Consider the following 24,356-nt stretch of genomic DNA (forward strand, 5'->3'; position numbering starts at 1 on the left):
GGAAACGTGAGTACTGCAGTCTCCGCACGCGAGATGACAGCCGACACCCAGGACGCCCCGCTGCTGCAGGTCCGCGACCTGCACGTGGAGTTCCGCACCCGGGACGGCGTGGCCAAGGCCGTCAACGGGGTCAACTACAGCGTCCGGGCCGGTGAGACGCTGGCCATCCTGGGCGAGTCCGGCTCCGGCAAGTCCGTCTCCTCGCAGGCCGTCATGGGCATCCTGGACAGCCCGCCCGGGTTCGTCACCGGCGGCGAGATCATGTTCAAGGGCCGCGACCTGCTGAAGCTCGGCAAGGAGGAGCGGCGCAGGATCCGCGGCTCGCAGATGGCCATGGTGTTCCAGGACGCCCTGTCCTCGCTGAACCCGGTGCTGACCGTCGGCAACCAGCTCGGCGAGATGTACCGGGTGCACAAGGGCACCAGCCGCAAGGACGCCAAGCTCAAGGCCGTCGAGCTGATGGAACGGGTCGGCATCCCCGGGGCCAGGGAGCGGGTCAACCAGTACCCGCACCAGTTCTCCGGCGGCATGCGCCAGCGCGTCATGATCGCCATGGCGCTGGCGCTGGAGCCCGACCTGATCATCGCCGACGAGCCCACCACCGCGCTGGACGTCACGGTCCAGGCCCAGGTGATGGAGCTGCTGGCGGAGCTCCAGCGCGAGTACAACATGGGGCTGATCCTGATCACCCACGACCTCGGCGTGGTCGCCGACGTCGCCGACAAGATCGCCGTGATGTACGCCGGGCGGATCGTCGAGACCGCCCCCGTGCACGAGCTGTACGCCCGGCCCGCGCACCCCTACACCGAGGGCCTGCTGCGGTCGATCCCGCGCCTGGACCAGAAGGGCCAGGAGCTGTTCGCCATCAAGGGCCTGCCGCCGAACCTGCTGCGCATCCCCTCCGGCTGCGCCTTCAACCCGCGCTGCCCGAGGGCGCAGGAGATCTGCAGCGCCGAGATCCCGCCGCTGTACCCGGTCACCGAGGAGGACGGCCGCGAGCTGCCCGGTCGCGGCAGCGCCTGCCACTTCTGGAAGGAGGTCCTCCATGGCTGAGGACCACACCACTGATCCCGCGGAAGCCCGGATCGAGGCGGCGCTGCACCAGTCGGTGGCCCGCGGCGAGCCGCTGCTGCAGGTCCGGGACCTCAAGATGCACTTCCCGCTGACCCAGGGCATCGTCTTCAAGAAGCAGGTCGGCGCGGTCAAGGCGGTGGACGGCGTCTCCTTCGACCTGTACCAGGGCGAGACCCTGGGCATCGTCGGCGAGTCGGGCTGCGGCAAGTCCACCCTGGCCAAGGTGCTGATGAACCTGGAGCGGGCCACCTCCGGCCAGGTGCTCTACAAGGGCGAGGACATCTCCCGGGTGAGCGGCCGGGCGCTGAAGACGATCCGCCGCAACATCCAGATGGTCTTCCAGGACCCGTACACCTCGCTCAACCCCCGGATGACCGTGGGCGACATCATCGGCGAGCCGTACGAGATCCACCCGGAGGTGGCCCCCAAGGGCGACCGCCGCAAGGCCGTGCAGGACCTGCTGGACGTGGTCGGGCTCAACCCCGAGTACATCAACCGCTACCCGCACCAGTTCTCCGGCGGGCAGCGCCAGCGCATCGGCATCGCCCGGGGGCTGGCGCTGAAGCCCGAGATCATCATCTGCGACGAGCCGGTCTCGGCGCTGGACGTCTCGGTGCAGGCCCAGGTGGTGAACCTGCTGGGCGGGCTGCAGGACGAGTTCAACCTGTCGTACATGTTCATCGCGCACGACCTCTCCATCGTCCGGCACATTTCCGACCGGGTCGGGGTGATGTACCTCGGCAAGATGGTCGAGATCGGCTCCGACGAGGAGATCTACGAGCACCCCACGCACCCGTACACCCAGGCGCTGCTGTCGGCGGTGCCGGTGCCGGATCCGTCCGGGCGCGAGGGGCGGGAGCGGATCATCCTCTCCGGCGACATCCCCTCGCCGGCCAACCCGCCGTCGGGCTGCCGCTTCCGCACCCGGTGCTGGAAGGCGCAGGAGCTCTGCGCGCAGCAGGAGCCGCTGCTGGCGGTGCCGCAGGTGTTCCTGGGGCTGCCCACGGCCGCCGCGCACGAGTCGGCCTGCCACTTCGCCGAGGACGTGGATATCGTCGGCGCCGCCTGACGCCGGTCTTTACTGACGCGAACACATCAGGTTAATCACGGAGCGTCGCGCACCCCCCGGTGCGCGGCGCTCCGTGCTGTCCGCCGAGGTCCGCCGAGGTCTGCGCAGGCTATCCGACCCCGCACTGTGTCGGTGTCCGATATTTCCATGGCCGGTAAGTGATGCGAGCGGTTTCGGCCATTACCGAAAAGGAAACACGTGCACGTGCGGCCGGTGGTCGGTGCGGGTCCGGATAGCGAGTCCCGGCACCACTCGGCCGTGCATTGTTCGACGAGTGCCGGGAAAACCCGCCGCCTGGCACCACTCGTCGGGGTGCCAGGGCAGGGAATCTTTCGCGGCGAGGCTGTGACGCATCGTATTCTGTCCGCTCTAGGGCGTCAGTGTGTCCACATAACGGACGGTCAAACACGGACATAAACGGGCCAGTCCGGCGTTGATTCGCTGGAATCTCAGATGCCAGCAAACACCGCCCGGGGACCTGCGTTACTGAAACTTCATCAATGAGCCGTAGTCACGCCGTCCAATGGCCGCCATGATTTGGGATCAAGCCGACCTACCGGTTGGCGGGCTCCGGTGGATTTGCCATCGGGAACGGGGGTACCCCGTCTCCGCCGTCGAACCACACGCGAGCGGAGGCCAGGTTGGGATGCTGCGCCGACTCGTGACGGATCGGCGCGCTCGAGCGGACGAGGGAACACGGTATGGGGCGATTTCTACTGCGGCGCCTGATGAACTATCTGGTTCTGGTGTTCATCGCGGCCAGTGGCACCTACTTCCTTGCCTCGGTCACGCTGGAACCCAAGGTGAACTTCCTGAGCGAGCATCCGCAGCCGTCGCTCAGCTCCGTCTATGCGATCCTCGCGCGCTACAACGTCGACCCGCAGATGCCGATCTACCAGCGCTACTGGAACTGGCTGACCGGCCTGGTGCTGCACGGCAACCTGCGGCAGACGATCCAGGGCGGCCCGGTCTCCACCGAGATGGGCCAGCGCATCTTCGTCAGCACCGAGCTGCTGCTCATCTCGACCATCCTGGCCTGCGTCCTCGGCGTGCTGATGGGCGCCTGGAACGCGATGCGGCAGTACCAGCTCTCCGACCGGGTCTCCACCGTCCTCTCCTACGCGCTGATCGCCACCCCGACCCCGGTCGTCGCGGTCTCGCTGAAGTACCTGGACGACCAGTTCGGCGCGCCCATCCAGTACACGGGCATGTACGACCCGCGTGAGCACGGCACCGTCGCCATCATCTTCAACAACATGGAACACCTGATCCTGCCGACGATCACGCTGCTGCTGATCCAGGTCACCATCTTCAGCCGCTACCAGCGCAGCACCATGCTGGACGTGCTCGGCAGCGACTTCCTGCGCACTGCCCGGGCCAAGGGCCTGCCGCGCCGCACCGCGATCATCCGGCACGGCCTGCGCACCGCCGTGATCCCGGTCATGCCACTGCTGGTCTACAACGTCGTGCTGCTGTTCACCGGCGCCACCTTCGTGGAGTACATCTTCGGCTGGCACGGCATGGGCGAGTGGCTGGTCAGCTCCATCACCACCAACGACATCAACTCGGTCGCCGCCGTGAGCATCTTCACCGCCGGCCTGGTCCTGGTCGCAGGACTGCTCTCCGACATCGTCTACGCGGCGCTCGATCCGCGGGTCCGTACCTGAAGCCCGCCGTGACCGACCTGACCGCCCGTACCGAGGAGACCTTCCGATGACCGCCCTGTCCCCCGCAGCGGCCGCCACCGCGCCCGAGCCGCGCAAGAGCCGTGGACGCAGCTCGCTGGTGCTGCGCCGCTTCGCCCGCAACCGGCTCGCCCTGATCGGCGTGGCCATCATCGTCGCGCTGGTGTTCTGCGCCTACATCCTGCCGATGTTCCTGCAGTGGAAGTACACCCAGAACGACTGGATGAGCCTGGGCACCGCCCCGAACTCCACCCACTGGTTCGGCACCACCCCCTCCGGCCAGGACCTGCTCGCGCTGACCATGCGCGGCCTGCAGAAGTCCCTGGTGATCGGTCTGATCGGCGGTCCGCTGACCACCCTGATCGCCGCCGTGGTCGGCGCCTCCGCCGGCTACTTCGGCGGCTGGACCGACCGGATCCTGATGTGGATCCTCGACCTGATGCTGGTCGTCCCGAGCTTCCTGCTCATCGCCGTGATGTCGCCGGAGTTCGCCAAGACCACCTGGCTGGTCTACGTGATCGTGCTGGCGGCCTTCGCCTGGATGATCACCGCCCGCGTGGTCCGCAGCATGACGCAGACCCTGAAGGACCGTGAGTTCGTGCTGGCCGCCCGCTACATGGGCGTCCCGTCGATGGTGATCATCTTCCGGCACATCCTGCCCAACGTGGCCTCGATCCTGATCATCGACGCCACCATCCAGGTCGGCTCCATCGTCCTGTCGGAGACCGCGCTGTCCTACTTCGGCTTCGGTGTGCAGCCCCCGGACGTCTCGCTGGGCACGCTCATCTCCAACGGCACCCCGGACGCCTCCACCTCGCCGTGGATGTTCTTCTTCCCGGCCGGCTTCCTGGTGCTGCTCGGCCTGTGCGTGGCCTTCATCGGCGACGGCCTGCGGGACGCCTTCGACCCGACCTCGGTCAGCGCCAAGGCCAAGACCAAGAAGGCCAAGAGCCTCACCGGGGACGAACCGGCCGCCACCAACGATCTGCTCAGCAACACCGCTCGTGCCGAGGAAGGACTCGCCTCGTGACGCTCCACCACTCCCTCACCACCTCCGACGCCCCCGTTCTGGAGGTCCGTGACCTGTACGTCTCCTTCCCGAGCGAGGCAGGCCCGGTCAAGGCGGTCCGCGGGATCGACTTCTCGCTGCGGGCCGGCGAGACGATGGGGATCGTCGGCGAGTCCGGCTCCGGCAAGTCCGTCACCGCCACCGCCGTGCTCGGCCTGCTGCCCACCGGGGCCGACGTCCGCGGCTCGATCAAGCTCGACGGCCGGGAGCTGCTCGGGCTCTCCGACGGTGCCATGTCGAAGATCCGCGGCAAGGACATCGGCATGGTCTTCCAGGACCCGCTGTCCGCGCTCACCCCGGTCTTCTCCATCGGCGCCCAGCTGATCGAGGCCCTGCAGATCCACCAGGACCTGGACAAGGCCGCCGCCCGCAACCGGGCGCTGGAACTCCTCGACCTGGTCGGCATCCCCGACCCGCGCCGCCGGATCGACGCCTTCCCGCACGAGTTCTCCGGCGGCATGCGCCAGCGCGCGGTCATCGCCATGGCGATCGCCAACGACCCCAAGGTCCTGATCGCCGACGAGCCCACCACCGCCCTCGACGTGACCATCCAGGCCCAGGTGCTGGAGGTCATGAAGAAGGCCCAGCAGGTCACCGGCGCGGCCATCCTGATGATCACCCACGACCTCGGCGTGGTCGCCGGCGTCGCCGACAAGGTGACCGTCATGTACGCCGGCAAGCCGGTCGAGACCGGGCTGTCCGAGGACCTCTTCTACGAGCCGCAGATGCCGTACACCATCGGCCTGCTCGGAGCCATCCCGCGGCTCGACGGCGACGCCTCCAAGGCGCTGACGCCGGTCGAGGGCAACCCGCCGTCCATGGTGGACCTGCCCGTGGGCTGCCCCTTCCGGGCCCGCTGCCCGATCGCGGTGGACCGCTGCGCCCACGAGGAGCCGCAGCTGCTGTCCATCGGCGGCGCGGACGACCGGGCCAGCGCCTGCCACCTCTCCGCCCGGATCGGCGCCTCGGACGGCATCCCCCGCGAGGGCATGTTCCCCACCCCCGAGCTGCCCGCCTGGGAGGCCCAGGGCGACCGCGCGGCCCGCCCCGAGGTGCTCCGGGTGGACAACCTCACCAAGCACTTCCCGCTGCTCAAGGGCTCGGTCTTCAAGCGCACCGTCGGCACCGTCCGCGCGGTCGACGGCCTCAGCTTCGACATCCGCGAGGGCGAGACCTTCGCGCTCGTCGGCGAGTCGGGCTGCGGCAAGACCACCACCCTGCTGGAGATCCTGGAGCTGCCCACCAAGCAGGTCGGCTCGGTCACCGTGCTCGGCAAGGAGACCCGGACGCTGCGCGGCAAGGCCCGCAAGGAGATCCGCCGGGACGTCCAGGTGGTCTTCCAGGACCCCATGGCCTCGCTGGACGCCCGCATGCCGGTCGGCGACGTCCTGGCCGAGCCGATGCGCACGCACGGCTGGAGCAAGGACCGGGTCCAGGCCCGCGTCCCCGAGCTGCTGAAGCTGGTCGGCCTGCTCCCCGAGCACGCCGAGCGCTACCCCTCGGAGTTCTCCGGCGGCCAGCGCCAGCGCATCGGCATCGCCCGGGCCCTGGCCCTGGAGCCCAAGCTGATCGTCCTGGACGAGCCGGTGTCGGCCCTCGACGTGTCCATCCAGGCCGGTGTGATCAACCTGCTGGACGAGCTGAAGGCCAAGCTGAGCCTCAGCTACCTGTTCGTCGCCCACGACCTCTCGGTGATCCGTCACATCGCCGACCGGGTCGCGGTGATGTACCTCGGCCGGATCGTCGAGTCGGGCGACGCCGAGGACGTCTTCGAGCGGGCCTCGCACCCGTACACCCAGGCACTCCTCTCCGCGGTCCCGCTCCCGGACCCGCGCAAGGAGCGGGCGCGCCAGCGGATCATCCTGGAGGGGGACCTGCCGAGCCCGGCCAACGTCCCCTCGGGCTGCCGCTTCCGCACCCGGTGCCCCAAGTTCATCGGCCTCACCGAAGGCGAGGCCGAGCGCTGCCGCACACAGGACCCGGAATCCGCGGTCATCGCTGCGGACCATGTCGCCGCCTGCCACTACGCAGGGGCGCTGGAGACCGTCTGATCCACGTGCGGCCGAGGCCGCACGGCGTAAGCACCCTCACACCGAATCACCTACTGGGGAGGACCCGATGTCCCGTCGTTTCGTCAAGATGGCCACAGCCACAGCGCTGTCGGCCGGTCTCGTCCTGAGCGCCTCCGCCTGCAGCAGCAGCGGCGGCAGCAAGGCCAAGTCCCAGCCGACATCGGCCCCCGTGGCGACGCTCAATGAGATCAACCCGCAGGCGGTCTCGTCTCTGAAGCAGGGCGGGACGCTCAACTGGCCCGAAGACCAGTGGTCGACCCAGTGGAACAACCTGAACGCCTCCTCGCAGAACGAGGAGTCGATCCAGCAGACCATGGCGTCGATGATGCCGAGCCTGTTCATCAGCACCGCGGACAACAAGCTCACGCCCAACCCGGACTACCTGACCAGCGTCACCAACCAGCTGGTGAACGGCAAGCAGGTCACCACTTACAACATCAACCCGAAGGCCCACTGGTCCGACGGCACGCCGATCACCTGGAAGGACTTCCAGGTCAACTGGCAGGTCCAGAACGGCACCAACCCGAAGTACAGCACCATCGCCGGTGGCGCCGGGTACTCGCAGATCTCCTCGGTCGTCCAGGGCACCAGCCCGACCCAGGCCGTGGTGACCTACTCGCAGCCCTTCGCCGACTGGCAGAGCCTGTTCTCGCTGCTGTACCCGGGCGAGGAGATGAACACCCCGGCCAAGTTCAACACCGCCTACCAGAACGCGATCCCGGTCACCGCCGGCCCGTTCAAGCTCGGCTCGCTGAACGCCACCACCAAGGTCGTCACGGTCGTCCGCGACTCCAACTGGTGGGGCACCAAGCCGGTGCTGGACAGCATCAACTTCCGTACCCTGGACGACAGCGCCATGCCCGGCGCCTTCGCCTCGGGCGAGATCGACCTCGAGGACATCGGCCCGGACGTCTCCGCCTACAAGCAGGCCGTCCAGGTCAAGGGCACCTCCATCCGCGTCGCCGGTGGCCCCAACCTGCGCCAGCTGCTGCTCAACGGCGCCAGCCCGATGCTCTCCGACGAGCAGGTCCGCCAGGCGGTCTTCCTCGCCATCAACCGGCAGGCCATCGGTGAGGCCGACCTGAGCGGCCTGCCCTGGCCGATCAAGCCGCTGAACAACCACTTCCTGGTCAACAACGCCGCCGGCTACCAGGACAACTCGGCCGGTCTGGGCGCGTTCGACCCGTCCAAGGCGTCGGCGCTGCTCAAGGCCGCGGGCTGGACCAAGGGCTCGGGCCAGTACCTGACCAAGGGCGGCAAGACCCTGGAGCTGCGCCTGGCCATCCCGTCCGGCGTGCCCACGGCCACCACCGAGGCCCAGGCCATGACCGCGATGCTCGGCAACGTCGGCATCAAGGTGGACACCCAGGTCGACTCCACGGACGACTTCTTCAACGACGTCTCCGCCGGCAGCTTCGACATGACCATCTTCAGCGGCATCGGCGCCATCCCGTTCTTCCCGCTGACCAACTCGCAGGCGAGCTTCCAGTCGCCGGTGAAGGGCAACATCGGGCAGAACTACTCCCGCATCGGCAGCCCGTCCATCGACCAGCTGATGGTCAAGGCCGGTACCGAGATCGACCACACCGCCTACATCTCGGACATCAACGCCGCCGACGCCCAGCTGTGGCAGCTGGCCGTCAACCTGCCGCTGTACCAGCGCCCGGAGCTCGAGGCCGCCAACCCCAAGCTGGCCAACTGGGGCGCCTTCGGCTTCGCCACCACCGACTACACCAAGATCGGCTGGATGAAGTGAGCTGACTCCGGCGGCTGAGCGCGTCTCGGCCGCCGGAACCACGTGGGGGCCCCGGGCGATCCGCCCGGGGCCCCACGTGCGTGCCGCGCCGGTCAGCCGCCGCTGCCGAGGGTGATGCTGGTCGGGCCGCCGGGCTTGCTGAGCAGCTGGGTCAGCGCCGAGGCGATGTCCTGCGGGGTGACCGGGCCGAGGACGCCGTTGTGCTCGACCTGCGCGCCCGCGAACGAGGGCCCGTACACCGCGCTGAGCTTGCCCAGGTCGAAGACCGGGACCATCGCGCCGGAGGCGTCGGCCTGCAGCGTCAGCGCCTTGCTGAAGGTGTTGTGGCCGAACTCCTCGGAATCCGCGCCGATCTTCACGGTGAACCGGTGGCTCATCGCCCAGGCGCCGATGGTGGACGCCGCGTTGCGCACCGCCGCGGCCGACACCTTGGGCTGGGCCGCGGTCAGGGCCAGCTGGACGACGGAGTCGGGCGCGCCGTCGGAGCGGGCCCGGTACGCCTGCTGGACGGCGGACACCGCCGCGTCCACGTTCAGCCCCTGGCCGGACTGCGGCAGCACGGTCACCACCGTGCCGTCCTCGTCGAAGTGGACGCTGCCCTCGTGGGCGCTGCCGGAGCCGCTGGAGAGCTGCTGCAGGGCGTAGCGCAGCTTGTCCTGGTCGATCACCACCACCGGGGAGACCGGGTGCGCGCCGCCGAACAGCGACTCGATCACGGTGACCGGGTTGTAGCTGTGCCGGGCGGCCAACTGCTCGGTGGCGGTGGTGTCCACGGTCAGGCCCGCCATGGCCGGGGCCAGCGACACCGCCTTCCCGTTGACGGACAGCCGCAGCGGCTCGGCGGCCAGCTTGCCCACCGTGCCGTTGAGGGTGTTCACGGCGTTGTCGCGGGTGTCGCCGCCGATGTTGTAGCCCAGCACGGTGGTGCCCTTGGGCACGTCCGCCTGGTTCAGCATCAGCCCCGCGCCGTAGGCGACCGCCCCGGCCAGGGCGATGACGACTATGCCGGTCACCGCGAGCTTGCGGGCGCGGCCGCCGCGGGCGGGCCGCTTGCCCTTGGCCGGGGCCGTCTCGGCGGCCGTGCCGGGCTCCGGCTTGCGCGGCGCGGCACCGGCGCCGCCGGTGCCGCCCGCGTAGCCGGCGGCGACCGGCGCGGCGACCGGGATCCTGAGCGTGCCGGTGGCGGCCCCGTCGGCGGGGGCGGCGGGCTTCTTGCCGGCCGGCCTGGGCGGCTTGGGCGCGCGCGGGCTGCCCGCGGCGGACTTGGCCGGGCCGTTCGGGCGCGGGGCCTCCTGGGGCGCGCCGCGGCCCGGGGCGGCCGGGGGAGCGGCGGGGTCGTCCCGGAACAGCGGCAGCGCGGCCGTGGCCTCGAAGGCGTCGCCCTCGGCGGGCCGGGCGGGCGCGCCGGAGGCGGCGGCCGCCGCGGCGGCGGCGCCGGCGGCCAGGCCGCCGGTGAAGCCCGGGAACGGGGGGAAGGCCTGGGTGCGCTCCGGCGACTGGGGCGCCCCCGCCTGCGGGGGCTGCGGCGGCAGCGGGGTCTGCTGGGTGCGCTCCGGGTCGGCGGGCGTGAACGGCTGGTGGGCGAAGGGGTCCGCCGGGGGCCGGTAGCCGGTCCCGTCGAACGGGAAGGCGTCCGGCTGCGGGGCGAACTGCGCCTCGAACCGCTGGTCGAACGGCGGCTGCGGCGGCGCGGGCTGCTGCTGCGGCTGTGGCTGCGGCGGCAGGGGCTGCTCGAAGGTGGGCTCGTAGGGCGCCTGGGGCGCCTGGTACTGCGGCTCGAACGGCTGCTCGAACGGCGGCTGCGGCGCGGGCTCGAACGGCGACTGCGCCGGGGCCTGCGGCTGCACCGGCGGCTGCGCCGGGGCCTGCGGCTGCGCCGGGCCCTGGCTCTGGCCCTGGCCCTGGCCCTGGCCCTGGAACGGCGGTTCGAACGGCGACTGCTGCGCCGGGTCCTGGGGGGTCTGCGGGCCCTGCCCCGGGCGGCCCTTCTTCCGGGGCACGAACCAGGTCCCCGAGGTCTCCTGGGTGGCCTCGGAGTCCGCCGCCGGTGCGCCCGGTGCGCCCGGCGCGGCCGGTGCCGTCGGCCCGCCCTGGGTCTGCCACTCGGGCGGCAGGTCGGGCGGGGTCGCGGCGCCACTGCCCTCCATCACGCCGAGCACCGGCGAGCCGGACGCGTCCGACCGGTGCCGGCGCTTGGGCAGCGGCGGCGGGACGGCCCCCTGCTCCGCCGGGGCCTCGGCCTCGGCGCCGCCCTCGCCCTCCGGGCGGTCGCCGCCCAGCGGGCTGCGCACCACCACCGGCGGGATCGGCCGCGAGCCCGGGATGTTGATCCGGATACGCGTGGTCAGGGTCTGCTCGGTACGCGGCTCCTCGGCGACCGGCTCCTGCTGCTGCGGCTGTCCGGCTCGTGAGAAGGCAGGGTCGCTGGGCATCCCGTAGGGCGGCGTCCCCGACGGATACGCGCCGCCGCTGGGGCGGGGCGGAGTCGGCGACGGGTTGTCAGTTTCTCGGCTCACTGGCTCTGCTCCGGTTCGCTCCACCGCCTGAGGGGCGGGGCGCGGTCGTGGATCGTGCGTCCTAGGCGAAATGGTGCGCCCCCGCGCTGCGGGCACTACCTTACTGGGCCCGCATCCGCCCTGGACCGCCTGCCGAAATCAGCTGTTCGTCCGCTTTCCAGCCGCCCGCGGCCGATCGGATCAGCGACGCGGGCCGGACTGGAGCCATCGCGGGAGACCGCGCGCGGTGGCGCAGATCACGCACAGCATCATGCCACCGAACAGATACACGTAGGTACCCGCATCCGCCACGAGCAGGAAGTCCCCCTCCGGACGCTGGGTCAGCGAGATCAGCAGCACCGCGAACCAGCCCAGCGCGGGCAGCGCCCCGCCCGCCCGGGTGCCGGTGAGCACCCGGCCGCCGCAGCACAGCGCGGCCAGCCCGGCCAGGGCCAGCAGCAGCCCGCCGGGGAACCACAGCGGCTGGACGAAGACCCCGGCCGTACCGACGGCCACGCCGAGCACGGCCAGCAGCACGTAGGCGGCGCCCCGGCCCTGCGTCCCCATCGGGTACGCCGGCGCGGGCGGGCGCGGGGAGGCCGAGCGCGGCCCGGGCACGGTGGCCCGGCCCACGCTGTTGTCGGAGTGCGTCATCGGGCTTCCTCCCGCTCCGGGGCCTGCCGGGCCGTGGTCGCGGCCGCGCGGCCGAGCCCGGCGAACAGGTCGTCCTCCCGGCCGTCCTGGTCGCGCGGCCCCGCCTGGCCGTGCACCAGACGGTAGTACTCGGTGACCGGCAGCGGCTGGCCCAGGCCGTTGGAGAGCGCGAAGAAGCGGCCGTCCACCGTGATCTGGGTGGCGTGCGCCCGCATCGCCGCGCTCTTGCGCCCGGCGTGGGCGGTGCCGTCCACGGCGGCGTCCACCTGGGCGTCCTCGACCACGCCCGGCAGGTCGCCGACGGCGGCGACACCGGCGAAGGGGGAGTCCGCCCCGGCCGCGCGCAGCTCCGCGAGGCCCGCCTCGACCAGCGGGCGCGGCAGGCAGGTCCAGTAGACCTTGGGCACCTCGTGGGCCTCGCCCAGCTCCGGCCGGTAGGCCGGGTCGGCGGCCAGCTCGTGCGCCCGCATGGCGACCCGGTGGGCCTGGATGTGGTCGGGGTGGCCGTAGCCGCCGTCCGGGTCGTACGCCACCAGGACCTGCGGGCGGACCTCGCGGACCACGGCCACCAGGTGCCCGGCCGCCTCGTCCGGATCGGCCTGCCAGAAGCAGTCCGGGCGCTTGTTGCTGTCGACGCCCATCATCCCGGAGTCCCGGTAGCGCCCCGCGCCGCCCAGCAGCCGGTGGTCGGCGACGCCCAGCTCGCGCATGGCCGCGGCCAGCTCGCCGCGGCGGTGCCCGCCGAGGGTGTCGTCCCGGTCCGCCGCCAGGTGCGCCAGCTCCGCGCCGATCACCTCACCCTCCTCACCGAGCGTGCAGGTGACGAGGGTGACGTGAGCCCCCTCAGCCGCGTAGCGGGCCATGGTGGCCCCGTTGCCGATCGACTCGTCGTCCGGGTGGGCGTGGACGAGCAGCAGTCGGCGGGCGGCCGAGGGGGTTCCGGGCGGCAGGGCAGTCATGGCTTCAGCGTACGTGCCGTGACTGTCGGCTGACGCTTCAGAGCTTGATGCCGGAGAGCATCCCCGCGACGTTGGTCGTCAGCGTGTGGATGGACGGCGCGATCGAGGAGGAGGCCAGGTAGAAGCCCAGCAGCGCACAGGCGAGGGCGTGCCAGATCTTCAGACCGGAGCGCCGGACCAGGAGGACCACGACGACGAGCATCAGGAACGCGGCGGAAATCGGCAGAATCATCGACTCACCTCTCAGCAGCGGTACGGCTGGGACGGCCGACCGAAGGGGCGGGGCGGGTATCGGTGCCGGGGCGGGCCCGGTTCGGAACAGCGTTGGTCGATACCCAGGCGGTGACCACGGGGTCACTCCCGGTCATCATGCATAGGCCGGTGCGTCGGCGCACGCCCAGCGCGTACGCGGCGCACGCTCGGTGACCGCCACCACTCCCGGGGACGCGACTGAACGGGCGAGCGGATTGCGTGAAGCGTTTCGAATGGATCTTCCTGCCCGCTCGGACCCGGGCTAGGGTCGAAGGATGACCACGGAGATCTCGTTCCCCCGCCAGCACTCGCGCACCCAGCGGTTCACGCTGGGCGCGCCCCGCTCCTTCACCGTCGCTCCGGACGGCCGCCGAGTGGTCTTCCTGCGCTCGGGCGGTGGAGCCGAACGGGCGAACCTGCTCCAGGTGCTCGACCTTCCGGAGCAGGGTGAGCCATCCGAGCGAGTCGCCGCCGACCCGGTCGCCCTGCTGGGCGGCGGCGGGGAGGAGCTGACCCCGCAGGAGCGGGCCCGGCGCGAGCGCAGCCGGGAGAGCTCCTCCGGGGTCGTCGGCTACGCCACCGACGGCGACGTCCGGCTGGCGGCGTTCGCCCTCTCCGGGCGGCTGTTCACCGCCGGGCTGCTGCCCGGCGACACCGCCCGTGAGCTGCCCGCCGCCGGTCCGGTGCTCGATCCGCGCCCCTCGCCGGACGGCAGCCGGATCGCCTACACCACCCCCGGCGGCGAGCTGCGGGTGATCGCCGCCGACGGCTCCGGCGACCGGGCCCTGGCAGTCCCCGACGCGCCCGGGGTGAGCTGGGGGCAGGCGGAGTTCATCGCCCAGGAGGAGATGGACCGCAACCGGGGCTACTGGTGGTCGCCGCAGGGCGACCGGCTGCTGGCCGCCCGGGTGGACGACTCCCCGGTGCAGCGCTGGTGGATCGCCGACCCGGCCAACCCGGAGCGCCCGGCCGCCGAGGTGGCCTACCCGCGCGCGGGCACCCCCAACGCCGAGGTCACGCTGGCCGTGCTCGGCCTGGACGGCGGCCGGGTGGACGTCCAGTGGGACCGCGCGGCGTACCCGTACCTGGCCCGGGCGCACTGGTCCGCCGGGGGCTCCCCGGTGATCCTGGTGCAGGCCCGGGACCAGCGCAGCCAGCTGTTCCTGATGGTCAACCCGGCCAACGGGGTGACCACCCCGCTGCACGCCGAGGAGGACCCGGTCTGGCTGGACCTCTTCAGCGGCGTCCCGGCCTGGACCCCGGGCGGCGGCCGACTGGTGCGGATCTCCGACGAGGCCGGGGTCCGCAGCCTGGTGGTCGGCACCCGGGTGCTCACCGCCGCCGGGCTGCACGTGCACGCGGTGCTGGACGTCGGCGCGGACGACGTGCTGATCAGCGCCTCCGCCGGGGAGGCCGCCGACCGCCCCGAGGTCGGCGAGGTGCACCTGTACCGGGTCTCCGACGAGGGCGTCAGCCGCTTCACCGGCGAGCCCGGCCACCACACCGCGGTGCGCTCCGGGTCGGTCACGGTGCTGGTCTCGGCCGCCCTGGACCGGCCCGGCTCCCGGGCCGCGGTGCTGCGCGACGGCAAGGAGGTCGCGGTCATCGCCTCCTACGCCGAGACGCCGGTGATCACCGCCCGCCCGGTGCTGACCCTGGCCGGACGCAGCCGCATCCCGGCCGCCGTGCTGCTGCCCACCGGCTACGACCGGGAGCGCGACGGCCTGCTGCCGGTGCTGATGAACCCGTACGGCGGCCCGCACGCCCGGCAGGTGCTGGCCCTGCACAACCTGCACCTGACCTCGCAGTGGTTCGCCGACCAGGGCTTCGCGGTCGTCGTCGCCGACGGCCGGGGCACCCCGGGCCGCAGCCCGGCCTGGGAGAAGTCCATCGCCTTCGACTTCGCCGGGGCGACCCTGGACGACCAGGTCGAGGCCCTGCAGGCGCTGGCCGGGGAGTACCCGCTGGACCTCGCCCGGGTCGCCATCCGCGGCTGGTCCTACGGCGGCTACCTGGCCGCGCTGGCCGTGCTGCGCCGCCCGGACGTCTTCCACGCCGCCGTCGCCGGGGCCCCGGTCACCGAGTGGGAGCTGTACGACACCCACTACACGGAGCGCTACCTGGGCGATCCGGCCGCCCGCCCGGAGGTGTACGCGGCCAACTCGCTGATCGAGGACGCCGCCAAGCTGAGCCGCCCGCTCCAGCTGATCCACGGCCTGGCCGACGACAATGTGGTGGTCGCGCACTCGCTGCGGCTGTCCTCGGCGCTGCTGGCCGCGGGCCGCCCGCACGAGGTGCTGCCGCTGTCCGGGGTCACCCACATGACCCCGCAGGAGGAGGTCGCGGAGAACCTGCTGCTGCTCCAGGTGGACTTCCTGCGCCGCTCGCTGCGCGGCTGAGCCGCCCGGACGCCGTCCCGTACGGACGCCCGTGGGGCGGTCACCGGCATCCGGTGGCCGCCGCCGCCACCCGTGTCAGCGCACCGGCAGCGCGACCACCTGGGTGCCGACGCCGTAGTAGACGCCCGAACTGTCGGCCGCCAGCGCCAGGTTGTCCGAGGTGGTGGCCGCCGGGTTGGTGTACGACCAGGCGCAGGCGCCGGTGGCGGCGTCCACCGCGTACAGCACGCCCTTGCTGTCCGCCAGGTAGACCATGCCGTTGGCGGTCAGCATCGGCTTGTCGATGATGAAGCTGTTCACCCCGGAGGTGGACCACAGCTTGGAGCCGTCCGAGGGGCGGAAGCAGTACAGGGTGGAGTCGGCGGTGACGAAGCAGCGCCCCTGGCCGTCGCCGACCGGGGAGTTGTAGCCCAGGTCGTCCGGGTTGTAGCTGACGCCCTGCCAGGCGGGCGCGCCGGTGGCCACCCGGTAGGCGTTGACGTCGTTGCCGCCGGTGTAGACGACGCCGTCGACCAGGCAGGAGTCGACCGCGCCGGTGCCGCCGAAGGTCGCGCCCTGCGGCGTCGCGGTCCAGGTCCGGTCGCCGGTGGTGGCGTCGATGCCGCTGACCGCGCCGTTGTCGCCGATCTCGTTGAAGCTGACCACGGTGCTGCCGGTCGGCGGCACCACCAGCGAGCCGATGTACGAGCCGGTCCTGGTGTACACCGACTGGTGGGTGCTGATGTCCACCGCCCACAGGCCGTTGACGCCCACGCCGACCGTGGTGTTGGCGGTCATCAGCAGGTTGCCGCCGCTGATCCCGTACGCGCCCTCCAGCTCCCAGCCCTCCTCGTGCAGCACCACCTGCCACTTGGTGTCGCCCGAGGCCAGATCCACCACCAGCAGCGCCTCGTTGCCGTCGGAGTTGCTGCCGACCAGGTAGGCGGTGTCGCCGACGATCAGCGGGATGGTGGAGATGGTGCCGCTCTCGTTGTCGGCGGTGCCGCGCCACTGCGAGCTGCCGTCGGCGGTCTTCAGCCCCTTGGTGGACTGGGTGCAGACCGCGACGACCGTGCCGGAGCCGACGGCCAGGTTCCACACGGTGTCGTTCAGCACCTGCGTCCACAGCGCCTTGGCGGCGGGCCCGGCCAGGGTGCCCGGGGCGGTCACCGGGGTGACCGGCCCGGCCGGAGCGGTGCCGGGGCCGCCGGTGGGCGCGGGCGCGCCGGTACTGGGCGCGGCGGTGGGCGTACCGGTGGCGCTGCCGCTGGTGGTGGGCGCGGGCGTCGGCTTCCCGCCGCCGCTGCCGCTGAGCGCGAACGCGGTGGCCGCGCCGCCCAGCACCACCACCCCGCCGCCGATCAGCCCCAGCAGCCCGCGGCGGCTCAGCCCGGAGCCGCCCCCGCCGGGCTGCGTCAACGGCAGCGGCGGCGTGGCCGGTCCGAACTGCGGCTGCTGCGGGTGCTGCTGGGGCTGCTGCGGGTACGCGGGCGGGTAGGCCGGCGGGGCGAACGGCGGCGGCGTCGGGTAGCCCTGCTGCGGCTGGCGGCCCTGCTGCGGGTGCGGGTACTGCGGGGCCGGGAACGGCGCCGGGGTCGGCGGCCCGAAGCCCTGCGGCGCCGACTGCGGGACCTGCGCCGGGGCGGCGGCCGGGGCAGGGGCGGCGGCGGTGCCGGTCAGCACCGCTCCGGCCGCGGCGATGTCGGCCAGCACGGCCGGCGGCAGCCACCCGCCGGTGAAGTCGGGGGCGCTCTCGCTGAGCGCGGCCACCAGCTGCGCCGGGGTGGGCCGGTTGGCCGGGTCCTTGGCCAGGCAGGCGCGGACGGCCGGGCGCAGCGCCTCCGGTACCGCCGACAGGTCCGGCTCCTGGCTGACCACCCGGTACAGCAGGGCGGGTGTCGGGCCGTCACCGAAGGGGCCGTTGCCGTGCGCGGCGAAGGCCAGGGTCGCGCCGAGCGCGAACACGTCGGTGGCGGGCACCACCTGGTTGCCCATCGCCTGCTCGGGGGAGAGGAAGCCGGGGGAGCCGACGACGAAGCCGGTCGAGGTCAGCGCGGCGCCCTCGACGGCCCGGCTGATGCCGAAGTCGATGACGTGCGGGCCGTCGGCGGCGAGCATCACATTGGCGGGCTTGAGGTCGCGGTGGATCACCCCGGCCCGGTGGATCTCCTGCAGCGCCTCGGCCAGGCCGACGCCCAGCGCGCGCAGCACCGGCTCGGCGAAGCCGCCGTGCCGGCGGACGGCCGCGCTCAGCGGCACCCCGGGGACGAAGGTGGTCGCCAGCCAGGGCAGGGCGGCCTCGGTGTCGGCGTCCACCACCGAGGCGGTGAACGCGCCGGAGACCGCGCGGGCGGCCTCGACCTCGCGCCGGAAGCGGGCGCGGAAGTCCTCGTCGGCGGCGAACTCCCGGCGCACCAGCTTGACCGCCACGGTCCGCCCGCCGGCCGAGCGTCCCAGGTACACCGCTCCCATGCCGCCCGCGCCCAGCCGACCGAGCAGGGTGTACGGACCGGCCTGGCGCGGGTCGTCGGCTTCGAGCGGTTCCATCGTCTCTTCCCCCATCGGAATGTGGTGCGAACCCGCAGAGGCTAGTCCACCCGCCTGTGCCCAGGGGCCCCAGCAGCCCCGCAGCGACCACCCTGTGATCCGACGTTCACTCAATCACCCATGACATCCGTCATGCCGGGCACAGGAGCGGCGGCACTGCCCCGGCCCCGGCCGGGTGGGCCACTGTGGTGACTGTCAGCAGGACGAGGACGGAACCGAGGGAGCAGCAGCAGCGATGAGCACGTCCACAGAAGCGCGTACGGGGGCCGGCACCCGGGGCCGGGGCTCCGGGGAGGTCGCGGCCTTCCGCAACGTGAGCAAGCACTTCGGGGCGGTCAAGGCCGTCAACGACGTCAGCCTGACCCTGCACCCGGGCGAGACCGTGGCCTTCCTGGGCCCCAACGGCGCGGGCAAGTCCACCAGCATCGACATGCTGCTGGGCCTGCGCGAGCCCACCTCCGGCAGTGTCACGCTGTTCGGCGGCACCCCGCGCCAGGCCATCCTGGACGGCCGGGTCGGCGTCATGCTGCAGAGCGGCGGCCTGATGCCCGACGTCAAGGTCCGCGAGCTGGTCTCCTTCGCCTGCGACATCCACCCGCGCGGCTACGCCGTGGACGACGTGCTGCGCACCGCCGGGATCACCGATCTGGCCGACCGGATGGTGGACCGGCTGTCCGGCGGCCAGGAGCAGCGCGTCCGCTTCGCCCTGGCCACCGCCGGGGACAGCGACCTGATCGTCCTGGACGAGCCCACCACCGGCATGGACGTGACGGCCCGCCAGGCGTTCTGGGCGGTGATGCGGGCCCAGGCCGACGCCGGCCGGACGGTCCTGTTCGCCACCCACTACCTGGAGGAGGCGGACTCCATCGCCGACCGGGTGCTGGTGGTGCACAAGGGCCGGCTGATCGCGGACGGCACGGCGGCGGAGATCAAGGCCCGGGCCGGGCTGCGCAAGATCTCCTTCGACCTGCACCCGCAGGACGGCGGCGATCCGGAGCTGCTGCGCCGGCTGCCGGAGCTGACCTCGCTGGACGTCAGCGGCCACACCGTCCGGATCAACAGCAACGACGCCGACGCCACCGTCGCCGCGATCTACCGCGCCGGGTTCTACCCGCGCGGCCTGGAGGTCACCGGCGTGGGCCTGGAGCAGGCGTTCATCACCATCACCGGCGAGCAGGACGCCGCCGACCAGTCCGCCGCCGCGTTCGGCAAGGAGACCGTGCGATGACCACCCTGATCAAGCTGGAGATCCTGAGGGTCCTCCGCAACCGCCGCTACCTGGTCTTCACCCTGATCCTCCCGGCCGTGCTGTACACCGTGATGATCGGCGCCTACGGCACGGTCGACTCGCTGGCCGGGGTGTCGGTCAAGGCGTACTTCATGGTCTCCATGGCCACTCTGGGCACCGTCTCCGCCTCGATGACCACCAACGCGACCAGGATCGCGCTGGAGCGCAAGAGCGGCTGGGCCCGGCAGCTGCGGCTGACGGCGCTGCCCGGCTACGGCTACGTGGTCGCCAAGATCGCCTCCACCGCCGCCGCCACCCTGCCCTCGATCCTGGTGGTCTTCGCGGTCGGCTACGCCGAGGGCGTCCGGCTGGCCGCCTCCGAGTGGCTGCTGCTGGGCCTCACCCTGTGGCTGGGCGGGTTCGTCTTCGCCGCCCTCGGCGTGGCGCTGGGCTACTCGGCCGCCCCGGACTCCATCCAGCCGATCATCATGATCGTCTACATGCTGCTGCTGATGCTGGGCGGCACCTACTTCCAGATCACCGGCAGCTTCGGCGACGTCGCCAAGTGGACGCCGGTCGCGCTCTACAACCAGCTGGGCCGGGTCGCCCAGACCGGGGCGTCGGTGGGAACCGGCACAATTGCCGCAGTGCTCGCCTACGCCCTGGCCTTCGGCGCCCTCGCCGCCTTCCTGTACCAGCGGGACCGCAGGGAGTCCTGACCGGGGCCGCCGCGCCGCCGGGGAGCCGACCGCTCCCGGCGGCCGCGGCGCCGTCCTGCCGGTACCGAGAGGAGGAGGCCCGATGGACCTGAAGGACCTGGGCGCGCTGCGGATGGGCCAGCCCCCGGAGAACCACCGCCAGCGGGTGGTGAAGCTGTGCTGGATGTCGCTGTGGATGGTCTACCTGGCCTACCCCATCGGCGACCTGGTCGGCACCCGGCACCCGGCACCGGTCCTGGTCGCCGGCTGGACGCTGCTGGCGGTGTTCCTCGGCCTCTACGCGACGCTGGTGCTGCGCCGCCAGGCCCTCGGGCAGAACACCCCCTGGAACCCGGTCAACCTGGGCACGCTGGGCGGCATGTTCGCGGTCGCCACCGCCGCCTGCTACCTGCTGGGCAGCAACTGGCTGACGCTGTTCAGCTACACCGCTATCGCCACCGGCGTCGCACTGCTGCCCCAGTACGCCCTGCCCGGCGTCGCGGCGGTGACCGGCTTCCTGATCGTGGTCGGGGCCACCTGCCCGGCGCCCAGCGTCTACGCCACCGCCAGCGCCGCCCTCAGCGCCTTCCTGGGCGGCGCGGCCATGTCCGGCCTGCAGCGGATGATCCGGACCATGCAGGAGCTGCGCGAGGCCAGGGCCGCCGTGGCCGCCCTGGCCGCCTCCGACGAGCGGCTGCGGATGGCCCGGGACCTGCACGACCTGCTCGGCCACTCGCTCTCGCTGATCACCCTGAAGTCCGAGCTGACCTCGCGCTTCCTGGACCAGGAGCGCTACCAGGACGCCCGGGCGCAGGTCGCCGACATCGAGAGGGTCAGCCGGCAGTCGCTGGTCGACGTCCGCGAGGCCATCGGCGGCTACCGGCGGCCCAAGCTGGCGGTGGAGATCGCCGCCGTCCGCAGCGCGCTGACCGCCGCCGACATCGCCGTGGACGCCGACCCGGCCGTCGCCGACGGCCACCCGGGCCTGGGCCCGGACGAGGAGGGCGCGCTGGGCTGGGCGCTGCGCGAGTCGGTGACCAACATCATCCGCCACAGCGGCGCCCGGAACTGCACCATCCGGATCGCCGAGTTCCTGGTGGACGACGGCTCCCGCTCGCTGCGGCTGGAGGTGCTGGACGACGGCGTCGGCGTCCGCCGGGCCGAGCCCGGCAACGGCCTGAACGGGCTGGTCGAGCGGCTGGCCCTGGCCGGGGGCGCGCTGGAGGCCGGGCCCGGGCCGCGCGGCCGGGGCTTCCGGGTCCGGGCCTCGGTGCCGCTGCGGGCCCCGGCGGCCGCTCCTGCCGGGGGTCCGCTGGCCGGTACCGTGCACCCGTGATCAGAATTCTTCTCGCCGAGGACCAGGGCATGGTCCGCGAAGCCCTCGCCGCCCTGCTCGGCCTGGAGGGCGACATCGACGTGGTGGCCCAGGTGTCGCGCGGCGACGAGGTGGTGGCCGCGGCGCAGGCCGGGGACGTCCAGGTCGCGGTGCTGGACATCGAGATGCCGGGGCTGACCGGCATCGAGGCCGCCGCGCGGCTGCACCGGGAGCGGCCCGCCACCAGGATCGTGATGGTGACCACCTTCGGCCGCCCCGGCTACCTGCGCCGGGCCATGGAGGCCGGGGCGGACGCCTTCCTGGTCAAGGACGCGCCCGCGTCCGAGCTGGCCGAGGCGATCCGCCGGGTGCTGCGCGGCGAGCGGGTGATCGACCCGACGCTGGCCGCCGCCGCACTGGCCGAGGGCGCCAACCCGCTGACCTCGCGCGAGCGCGACGTGCTGGCCGCGGCGGCGGACGGCTCCGCCAACCACGACATCGCCCGGGCCCTGCACCTGTCCGAGGGCACCGTCCGCAACTACCTGTCGGCGGCCATCCAGAAGACCGCCGCCCGCAACCGCACCGAGGCGGTCCGCATCGCCCGGGAGAAGGGCTGGCTCTAGGCCCTCCCGCGCCGGGCCCGGGCCCCGGGGGTCAGTTGAGCCGGTGCCGGGCGGCCCGGGCCTCCAGCCGGACCCGGGCCGCCGACTCCGGGTCGAAGGCGTCCAGGATGGTCGCGTAGGACTCCATCTCGGCCGCGCCCTCCAGGAAGCTGCCGGTGCGCACCAGCAGCTCGCCGCGCTCCAGCCGCAGCTGCGCCGGGTGCCGGGGCAGCAGCAGCGAGAGCTCGGCGGCCCACAGCTGGGTGCGGGCGTGCTCCGGGCGGGCCGCCGCCCAGCTGCGAATGTTGGTCAGCACGCGCAGCGCTATGTCCACCGGCTCGGCCGGGCGCAGCATCTCCGGATCGAGCGGGTAGCCCGCCTCGGCCACCAGCGCCTCGGCGTCCTCGCGGGTCAGCGGTCGGCCGCCGCGGAACGGGTCGACCAGGACGTGCTCGCCCTCCGGCTCGCCGACGCCGACGACGAAGTGGCCGGGCAGGGCGACCCCGTACACCGGCAGGCCCAGGCTGCGGCCGACGTGGATCCAGACCACCGACAGCAGGATCGGCAGGCCCCGGCCGGTCCGCAGCACCTGGTGCAGCAGCGAGGACTCCAGCCGCCGGTAGGCGGCGGGCCCGCCGCGCAGGTCGGCGGCGCCGGCCAGGGCGCCCGCCAGCAGCGCCGCGGCCTGCGCGGGCGGCGGCCCGCCGCCGGGGCGGTCGGCCTGGCCGGGCAGGCAGCCTGCGGCGGCCAGGTCGGCGGCGGCCAGTGCGGTCAGCTTGGCCAGGGCGTTCAGGCTGGGGGCCATCCCGGCGTCCAGCGACCCGGCGGCGTCGGCGCCGCCCAGATCCGCCTCGAAGCCCATGAGCAGGCAGAGCAGCACCGGGTCGGGCGACTGCGCCCGCGCCTCGGCGGCGAACCGTTCCCTGCTCTCCTCGGTCATCGCGGGGGATTCTATGCGGCGGACGCCCCGCCGAGGACGCATCGGCCCCGGACACGGCTCCCGGGGGCCGTTACGCCCCGGGCCGACGCCGGTAGTGGTAGCGGTGGTGGGTGCGGAAGCCGAGCCGCTCGTACAGTGCGATCGCGGCCGCGTTGTCCGGCTCCACCTGGAGGTACACCAGGTCCGCGCCCTCGTCGGCGGCGGCCCGGGCCAGCGCGGCGGTGACGGCGGTGGCCAGCCCCCGGCGGCGCTGCCCGGGGGCGACCTCCAGCGCGGCCAGCCCGGCCCAGCGGCCGTCGACCGCGCAGCGTCCGATGGCGGCGGGCGGCTCGCCCTCGGCGCCGGGCACGGTGGCGAACCACACCGAGGGCCCGCCGGTGAGCACCGCCAGCGCGGTCGGCGCCAGGTCGGGCCCGGTGACCCGCCGGTAGCGGGAGAGCCAGGCCGGGCCCGGCTGCCGGTCCAGCCGCACCCCGGCGGCGGCCGCGGCGGCGTCGTCCACCAGCGGGGCCAGCGGCGCGGTCTGGGTCAGCGCGGCGGCCCGGACGCCCCAGCCGCGCGCCGCCAGCTCGGCGTCCAACGGGTCGTCGGTCCGGACCTGCAGCGCGGCCGGCAGCCCGCGGGCGGCGTACCAGGCGGTGGCGCGGTCCAGTGCCTGCTCCAGCGGCAGCCCCGGGTCGCCCGCGGTGAGCACCGAGTTGGCGCGGTTGGTGAAGCCCCCGGCGGCCCGCAGGGTCCAGCCGCCGAGCGGTTCGCTCTCGGCGCCCGGCCAGCCGCGCCCGGCGATCCGCTGGAGCTCGTCCGGGTCGACGGCCAGGTGCGCGGCGACCGCGCCGCGCCCGCGCCGGACCGGCGCGGGCGGCACCGCCCTGGCCGCGACCAGGGTCTCCTCCGCGATCGACACGGCCGTGTCGTGGCGGTCCACCACCACGAGCACCCCTTCGTCCCATGATGTGAGCAGCCCGACCACGTCAGCGAAGACCGGACGCCCCTGCGACACCCCCGAGATCCGCCGGACCGACACGCGTCGGCCCAGGTCAGCGCGGGTGATCTGGACCTCCGCCCGACCACGTCCGATAGTGTTGTCCGCCATACCCGCCACCTCCGGTGCATTCGCCGCCCTGAAACGGCGATACTAGGGGCGGGCATCGACGACGCCGCGCTTCCCTGCGCGAATGCCAGCCCCTACGAGGAGGAAGTTCAGCGTGACCTACGTCATCGCGCAGCCTTGTGTCGACGTCAAGGACAAGGCGTGCATTGAGGAATGCCCTGTCGACTGCATCTACGAGGGCCAGCGGTCCTTGTACATCCACCCCGACGAGTGTGTGGACTGCGGGGCGTGCGAGCCGGTCTGCCCGGTCGAGGCCATCTTCTACGAGGACGACACCCCGGACGAGTGGAAGGACTACTACAAGGCGAACGTCGACTTCTTCGACGACCTCGGCTCGCCCGGTGGCGCCTCCAAGCTCGGTCTGATCGAGAAGGACCACCCGTTCATCGCGGCCCTGCCGCCGCAGAACCAGTGATCGTTCCGTGAACGACGCGCACGACCGCACCGCCGCG

19 protein-coding genes are annotated in these 24,356 nt (G+C 72.8%); 12 read left to right on the forward strand and 7 right to left on the reverse strand.

Annotated features, from left to right (window positions below):
- Nucleotides 1-33: 33 nt before the first annotated feature.
- The 6 genes from GXW83_RS04765 (at nucleotide 34) to GXW83_RS04790 (ending at nucleotide 8,725) form a co-directional block, all read left to right on the forward strand.
- Nucleotides 34-1,053, forward strand: a complete 1,020-nt coding sequence (locus tag GXW83_RS04765; RefSeq protein WP_182447085.1) for an ABC transporter ATP-binding protein — start codon at nucleotides 34-36, stop codon at nucleotides 1,051-1,053.
- On the forward strand, nucleotides 1,046-2,143 hold the full coding sequence (locus tag GXW83_RS04770) for an ABC transporter ATP-binding protein (protein WP_182441651.1): 1,098 nt from the start codon (nucleotides 1,046-1,048) through the stop codon (nucleotides 2,141-2,143). The genes GXW83_RS04765 and GXW83_RS04770 overlap by 8 nt, the downstream gene beginning before the upstream one ends.
- A 728-nt stretch (nucleotides 2,144-2,871) precedes the next feature.
- Nucleotides 2,872-3,810 (forward strand): ABC transporter permease, encoded by a 939-nt coding sequence (locus tag GXW83_RS04775; RefSeq protein WP_225446759.1) that lies wholly within the window; start codon nucleotides 2,872-2,874, stop codon nucleotides 3,808-3,810.
- Nucleotides 3,811-3,856: 46 nt separating this feature from the next.
- On the forward strand, nucleotides 3,857-4,858 hold the full coding sequence (locus tag GXW83_RS04780) for an ABC transporter permease (protein ID WP_182441653.1): 1,002 nt from the start codon (nucleotides 3,857-3,859) through the stop codon (nucleotides 4,856-4,858).
- Complete coding sequence (locus tag GXW83_RS04785) at nucleotides 4,855-6,948, forward strand: ABC transporter ATP-binding protein (protein WP_182441654.1); 2,094 nt, start codon at nucleotides 4,855-4,857, stop codon at nucleotides 6,946-6,948. The genes GXW83_RS04780 and GXW83_RS04785 overlap by 4 nt, the downstream gene beginning before the upstream one ends.
- 67 nt (nucleotides 6,949-7,015) lie before the next feature.
- Nucleotides 7,016-8,725, forward strand: a complete 1,710-nt coding sequence (locus GXW83_RS04790; protein ID WP_182441655.1) for an ABC transporter family substrate-binding protein — start codon at nucleotides 7,016-7,018, stop codon at nucleotides 8,723-8,725.
- 92 nt (nucleotides 8,726-8,817) lie between these two features.
- On the opposite strand, the gene GXW83_RS04795 is transcribed toward GXW83_RS04790, so the two are convergent.
- The 4 genes from GXW83_RS04795 to GXW83_RS04810 form a co-directional block, all read right to left on the reverse strand.
- Entirely contained in the window at nucleotides 8,818-11,157 is a 2,340-nt protein-coding gene (locus GXW83_RS04795; protein ID WP_182441656.1) for a hypothetical protein, read from the reverse strand.
- A gap of 264 nt (nucleotides 11,158-11,421) precedes the next feature.
- Nucleotides 11,422-11,874, reverse strand: coding sequence for a DUF6113 family protein (locus GXW83_RS04800; protein ID WP_225446760.1), 453 nt, complete (start codon nucleotides 11,872-11,874; stop codon nucleotides 11,422-11,424).
- Complete coding sequence (gene mshB / locus GXW83_RS04805; protein ID WP_182441657.1) at nucleotides 11,871-12,833, reverse strand: N-acetyl-1-D-myo-inositol-2-amino-2-deoxy-alpha-D-glucopyranoside deacetylase; 963 nt, start codon at nucleotides 12,831-12,833, stop codon at nucleotides 11,871-11,873. Before mshB ends, GXW83_RS04800 begins: the two co-directional genes overlap by 4 nt.
- 37 nt (nucleotides 12,834-12,870) lie before the next feature.
- Nucleotides 12,871-13,065: a hypothetical protein gene (locus tag GXW83_RS04810; protein ID WP_182441658.1), complete on the reverse strand. Its 195-nt coding sequence runs from the start codon at nucleotides 13,063-13,065 to the stop codon at nucleotides 12,871-12,873.
- A 295-nt stretch (nucleotides 13,066-13,360) separates the two neighbouring features.
- Between GXW83_RS04810 and GXW83_RS04815 the strand changes: the two genes are divergently transcribed.
- The gene (locus GXW83_RS04815) at nucleotides 13,361-15,484 is read left to right on the forward strand and encodes a S9 family peptidase (protein WP_182441659.1); all 2,124 of its coding nucleotides are present in this window, start codon (nucleotides 13,361-13,363) and stop codon (nucleotides 15,482-15,484) included.
- Between the two features lie 75 nt (nucleotides 15,485-15,559).
- On the opposite strand, the gene GXW83_RS04820 is transcribed toward GXW83_RS04815, so the two are convergent.
- Entirely contained in the window at nucleotides 15,560-18,010 is a 2,451-nt protein-coding gene (locus GXW83_RS04820; RefSeq protein ID WP_182441660.1) for a serine/threonine-protein kinase, read from the reverse strand.
- Between the two features lie 235 nt (nucleotides 18,011-18,245).
- Here GXW83_RS04820 and GXW83_RS04825 point away from each other — a divergent pair, with 235 nt between their 5' ends.
- The 4 genes from GXW83_RS04825 to GXW83_RS04840 all read left to right on the forward strand — a co-directional run bounded on the left by GXW83_RS04825 (nucleotide 18,246) and on the right by GXW83_RS04840 (nucleotide 21,874).
- On the forward strand, nucleotides 18,246-19,238 hold the full coding sequence (locus GXW83_RS04825; protein ID WP_182441661.1) for an ABC transporter ATP-binding protein: 993 nt from the start codon (nucleotides 18,246-18,248) through the stop codon (nucleotides 19,236-19,238).
- Complete coding sequence (locus GXW83_RS04830; RefSeq protein ID WP_182441662.1) at nucleotides 19,235-19,957, forward strand: ABC transporter permease; 723 nt, start codon at nucleotides 19,235-19,237, stop codon at nucleotides 19,955-19,957. The genes GXW83_RS04825 and GXW83_RS04830 overlap by 4 nt, the downstream gene beginning before the upstream one ends.
- An 82-nt stretch (nucleotides 19,958-20,039) precedes the next feature.
- Nucleotides 20,040-21,272, forward strand: a complete 1,233-nt coding sequence (locus GXW83_RS04835) for a histidine kinase (protein ID WP_182441663.1) — start codon at nucleotides 20,040-20,042, stop codon at nucleotides 21,270-21,272.
- Nucleotides 21,269-21,874 carry a response regulator transcription factor gene (locus GXW83_RS04840; RefSeq protein WP_182441664.1) on the forward strand — a complete coding sequence of 202 codons (606 nt, stop codon included), beginning with the start codon at nucleotides 21,269-21,271 and terminating at the stop codon, nucleotides 21,872-21,874. Before GXW83_RS04835 ends, GXW83_RS04840 begins: the two co-directional genes overlap by 4 nt.
- Before the next feature lie 31 nt (nucleotides 21,875-21,905).
- On the opposite strand, the gene GXW83_RS04845 is transcribed toward GXW83_RS04840, so the two are convergent.
- Together GXW83_RS04845 and GXW83_RS04850 are read right to left on the reverse strand one after the other, a co-directional pair.
- Nucleotides 21,906-22,793 (reverse strand): transglutaminase-like domain-containing protein, encoded by an 888-nt coding sequence (locus GXW83_RS04845; RefSeq protein WP_182441665.1) that lies wholly within the window; start codon nucleotides 22,791-22,793, stop codon nucleotides 21,906-21,908.
- 70 nt (nucleotides 22,794-22,863) lie between these two features.
- Entirely contained in the window at nucleotides 22,864-23,886 is a 1,023-nt protein-coding gene (locus GXW83_RS04850) for a GNAT family N-acetyltransferase (protein ID WP_182441666.1), read from the reverse strand.
- Between the two features lie 112 nt (nucleotides 23,887-23,998).
- Here GXW83_RS04850 and fdxA point away from each other — a divergent pair, with 112 nt between their 5' ends.
- Nucleotides 23,999-24,319, forward strand: coding sequence for a ferredoxin (fdxA, locus tag GXW83_RS04855; protein ID WP_034088644.1), 321 nt, complete (start codon nucleotides 23,999-24,001; stop codon nucleotides 24,317-24,319).
- The last annotated feature ends 37 nt before the right edge of the window (nucleotides 24,320-24,356 follow it).

The organism is Streptacidiphilus sp. PB12-B1b, from assembly GCF_014084125.1.
In the GTDB taxonomy this organism is placed as follows: domain Bacteria; phylum Actinomycetota; class Actinomycetes; order Streptomycetales; family Streptomycetaceae; genus Streptacidiphilus.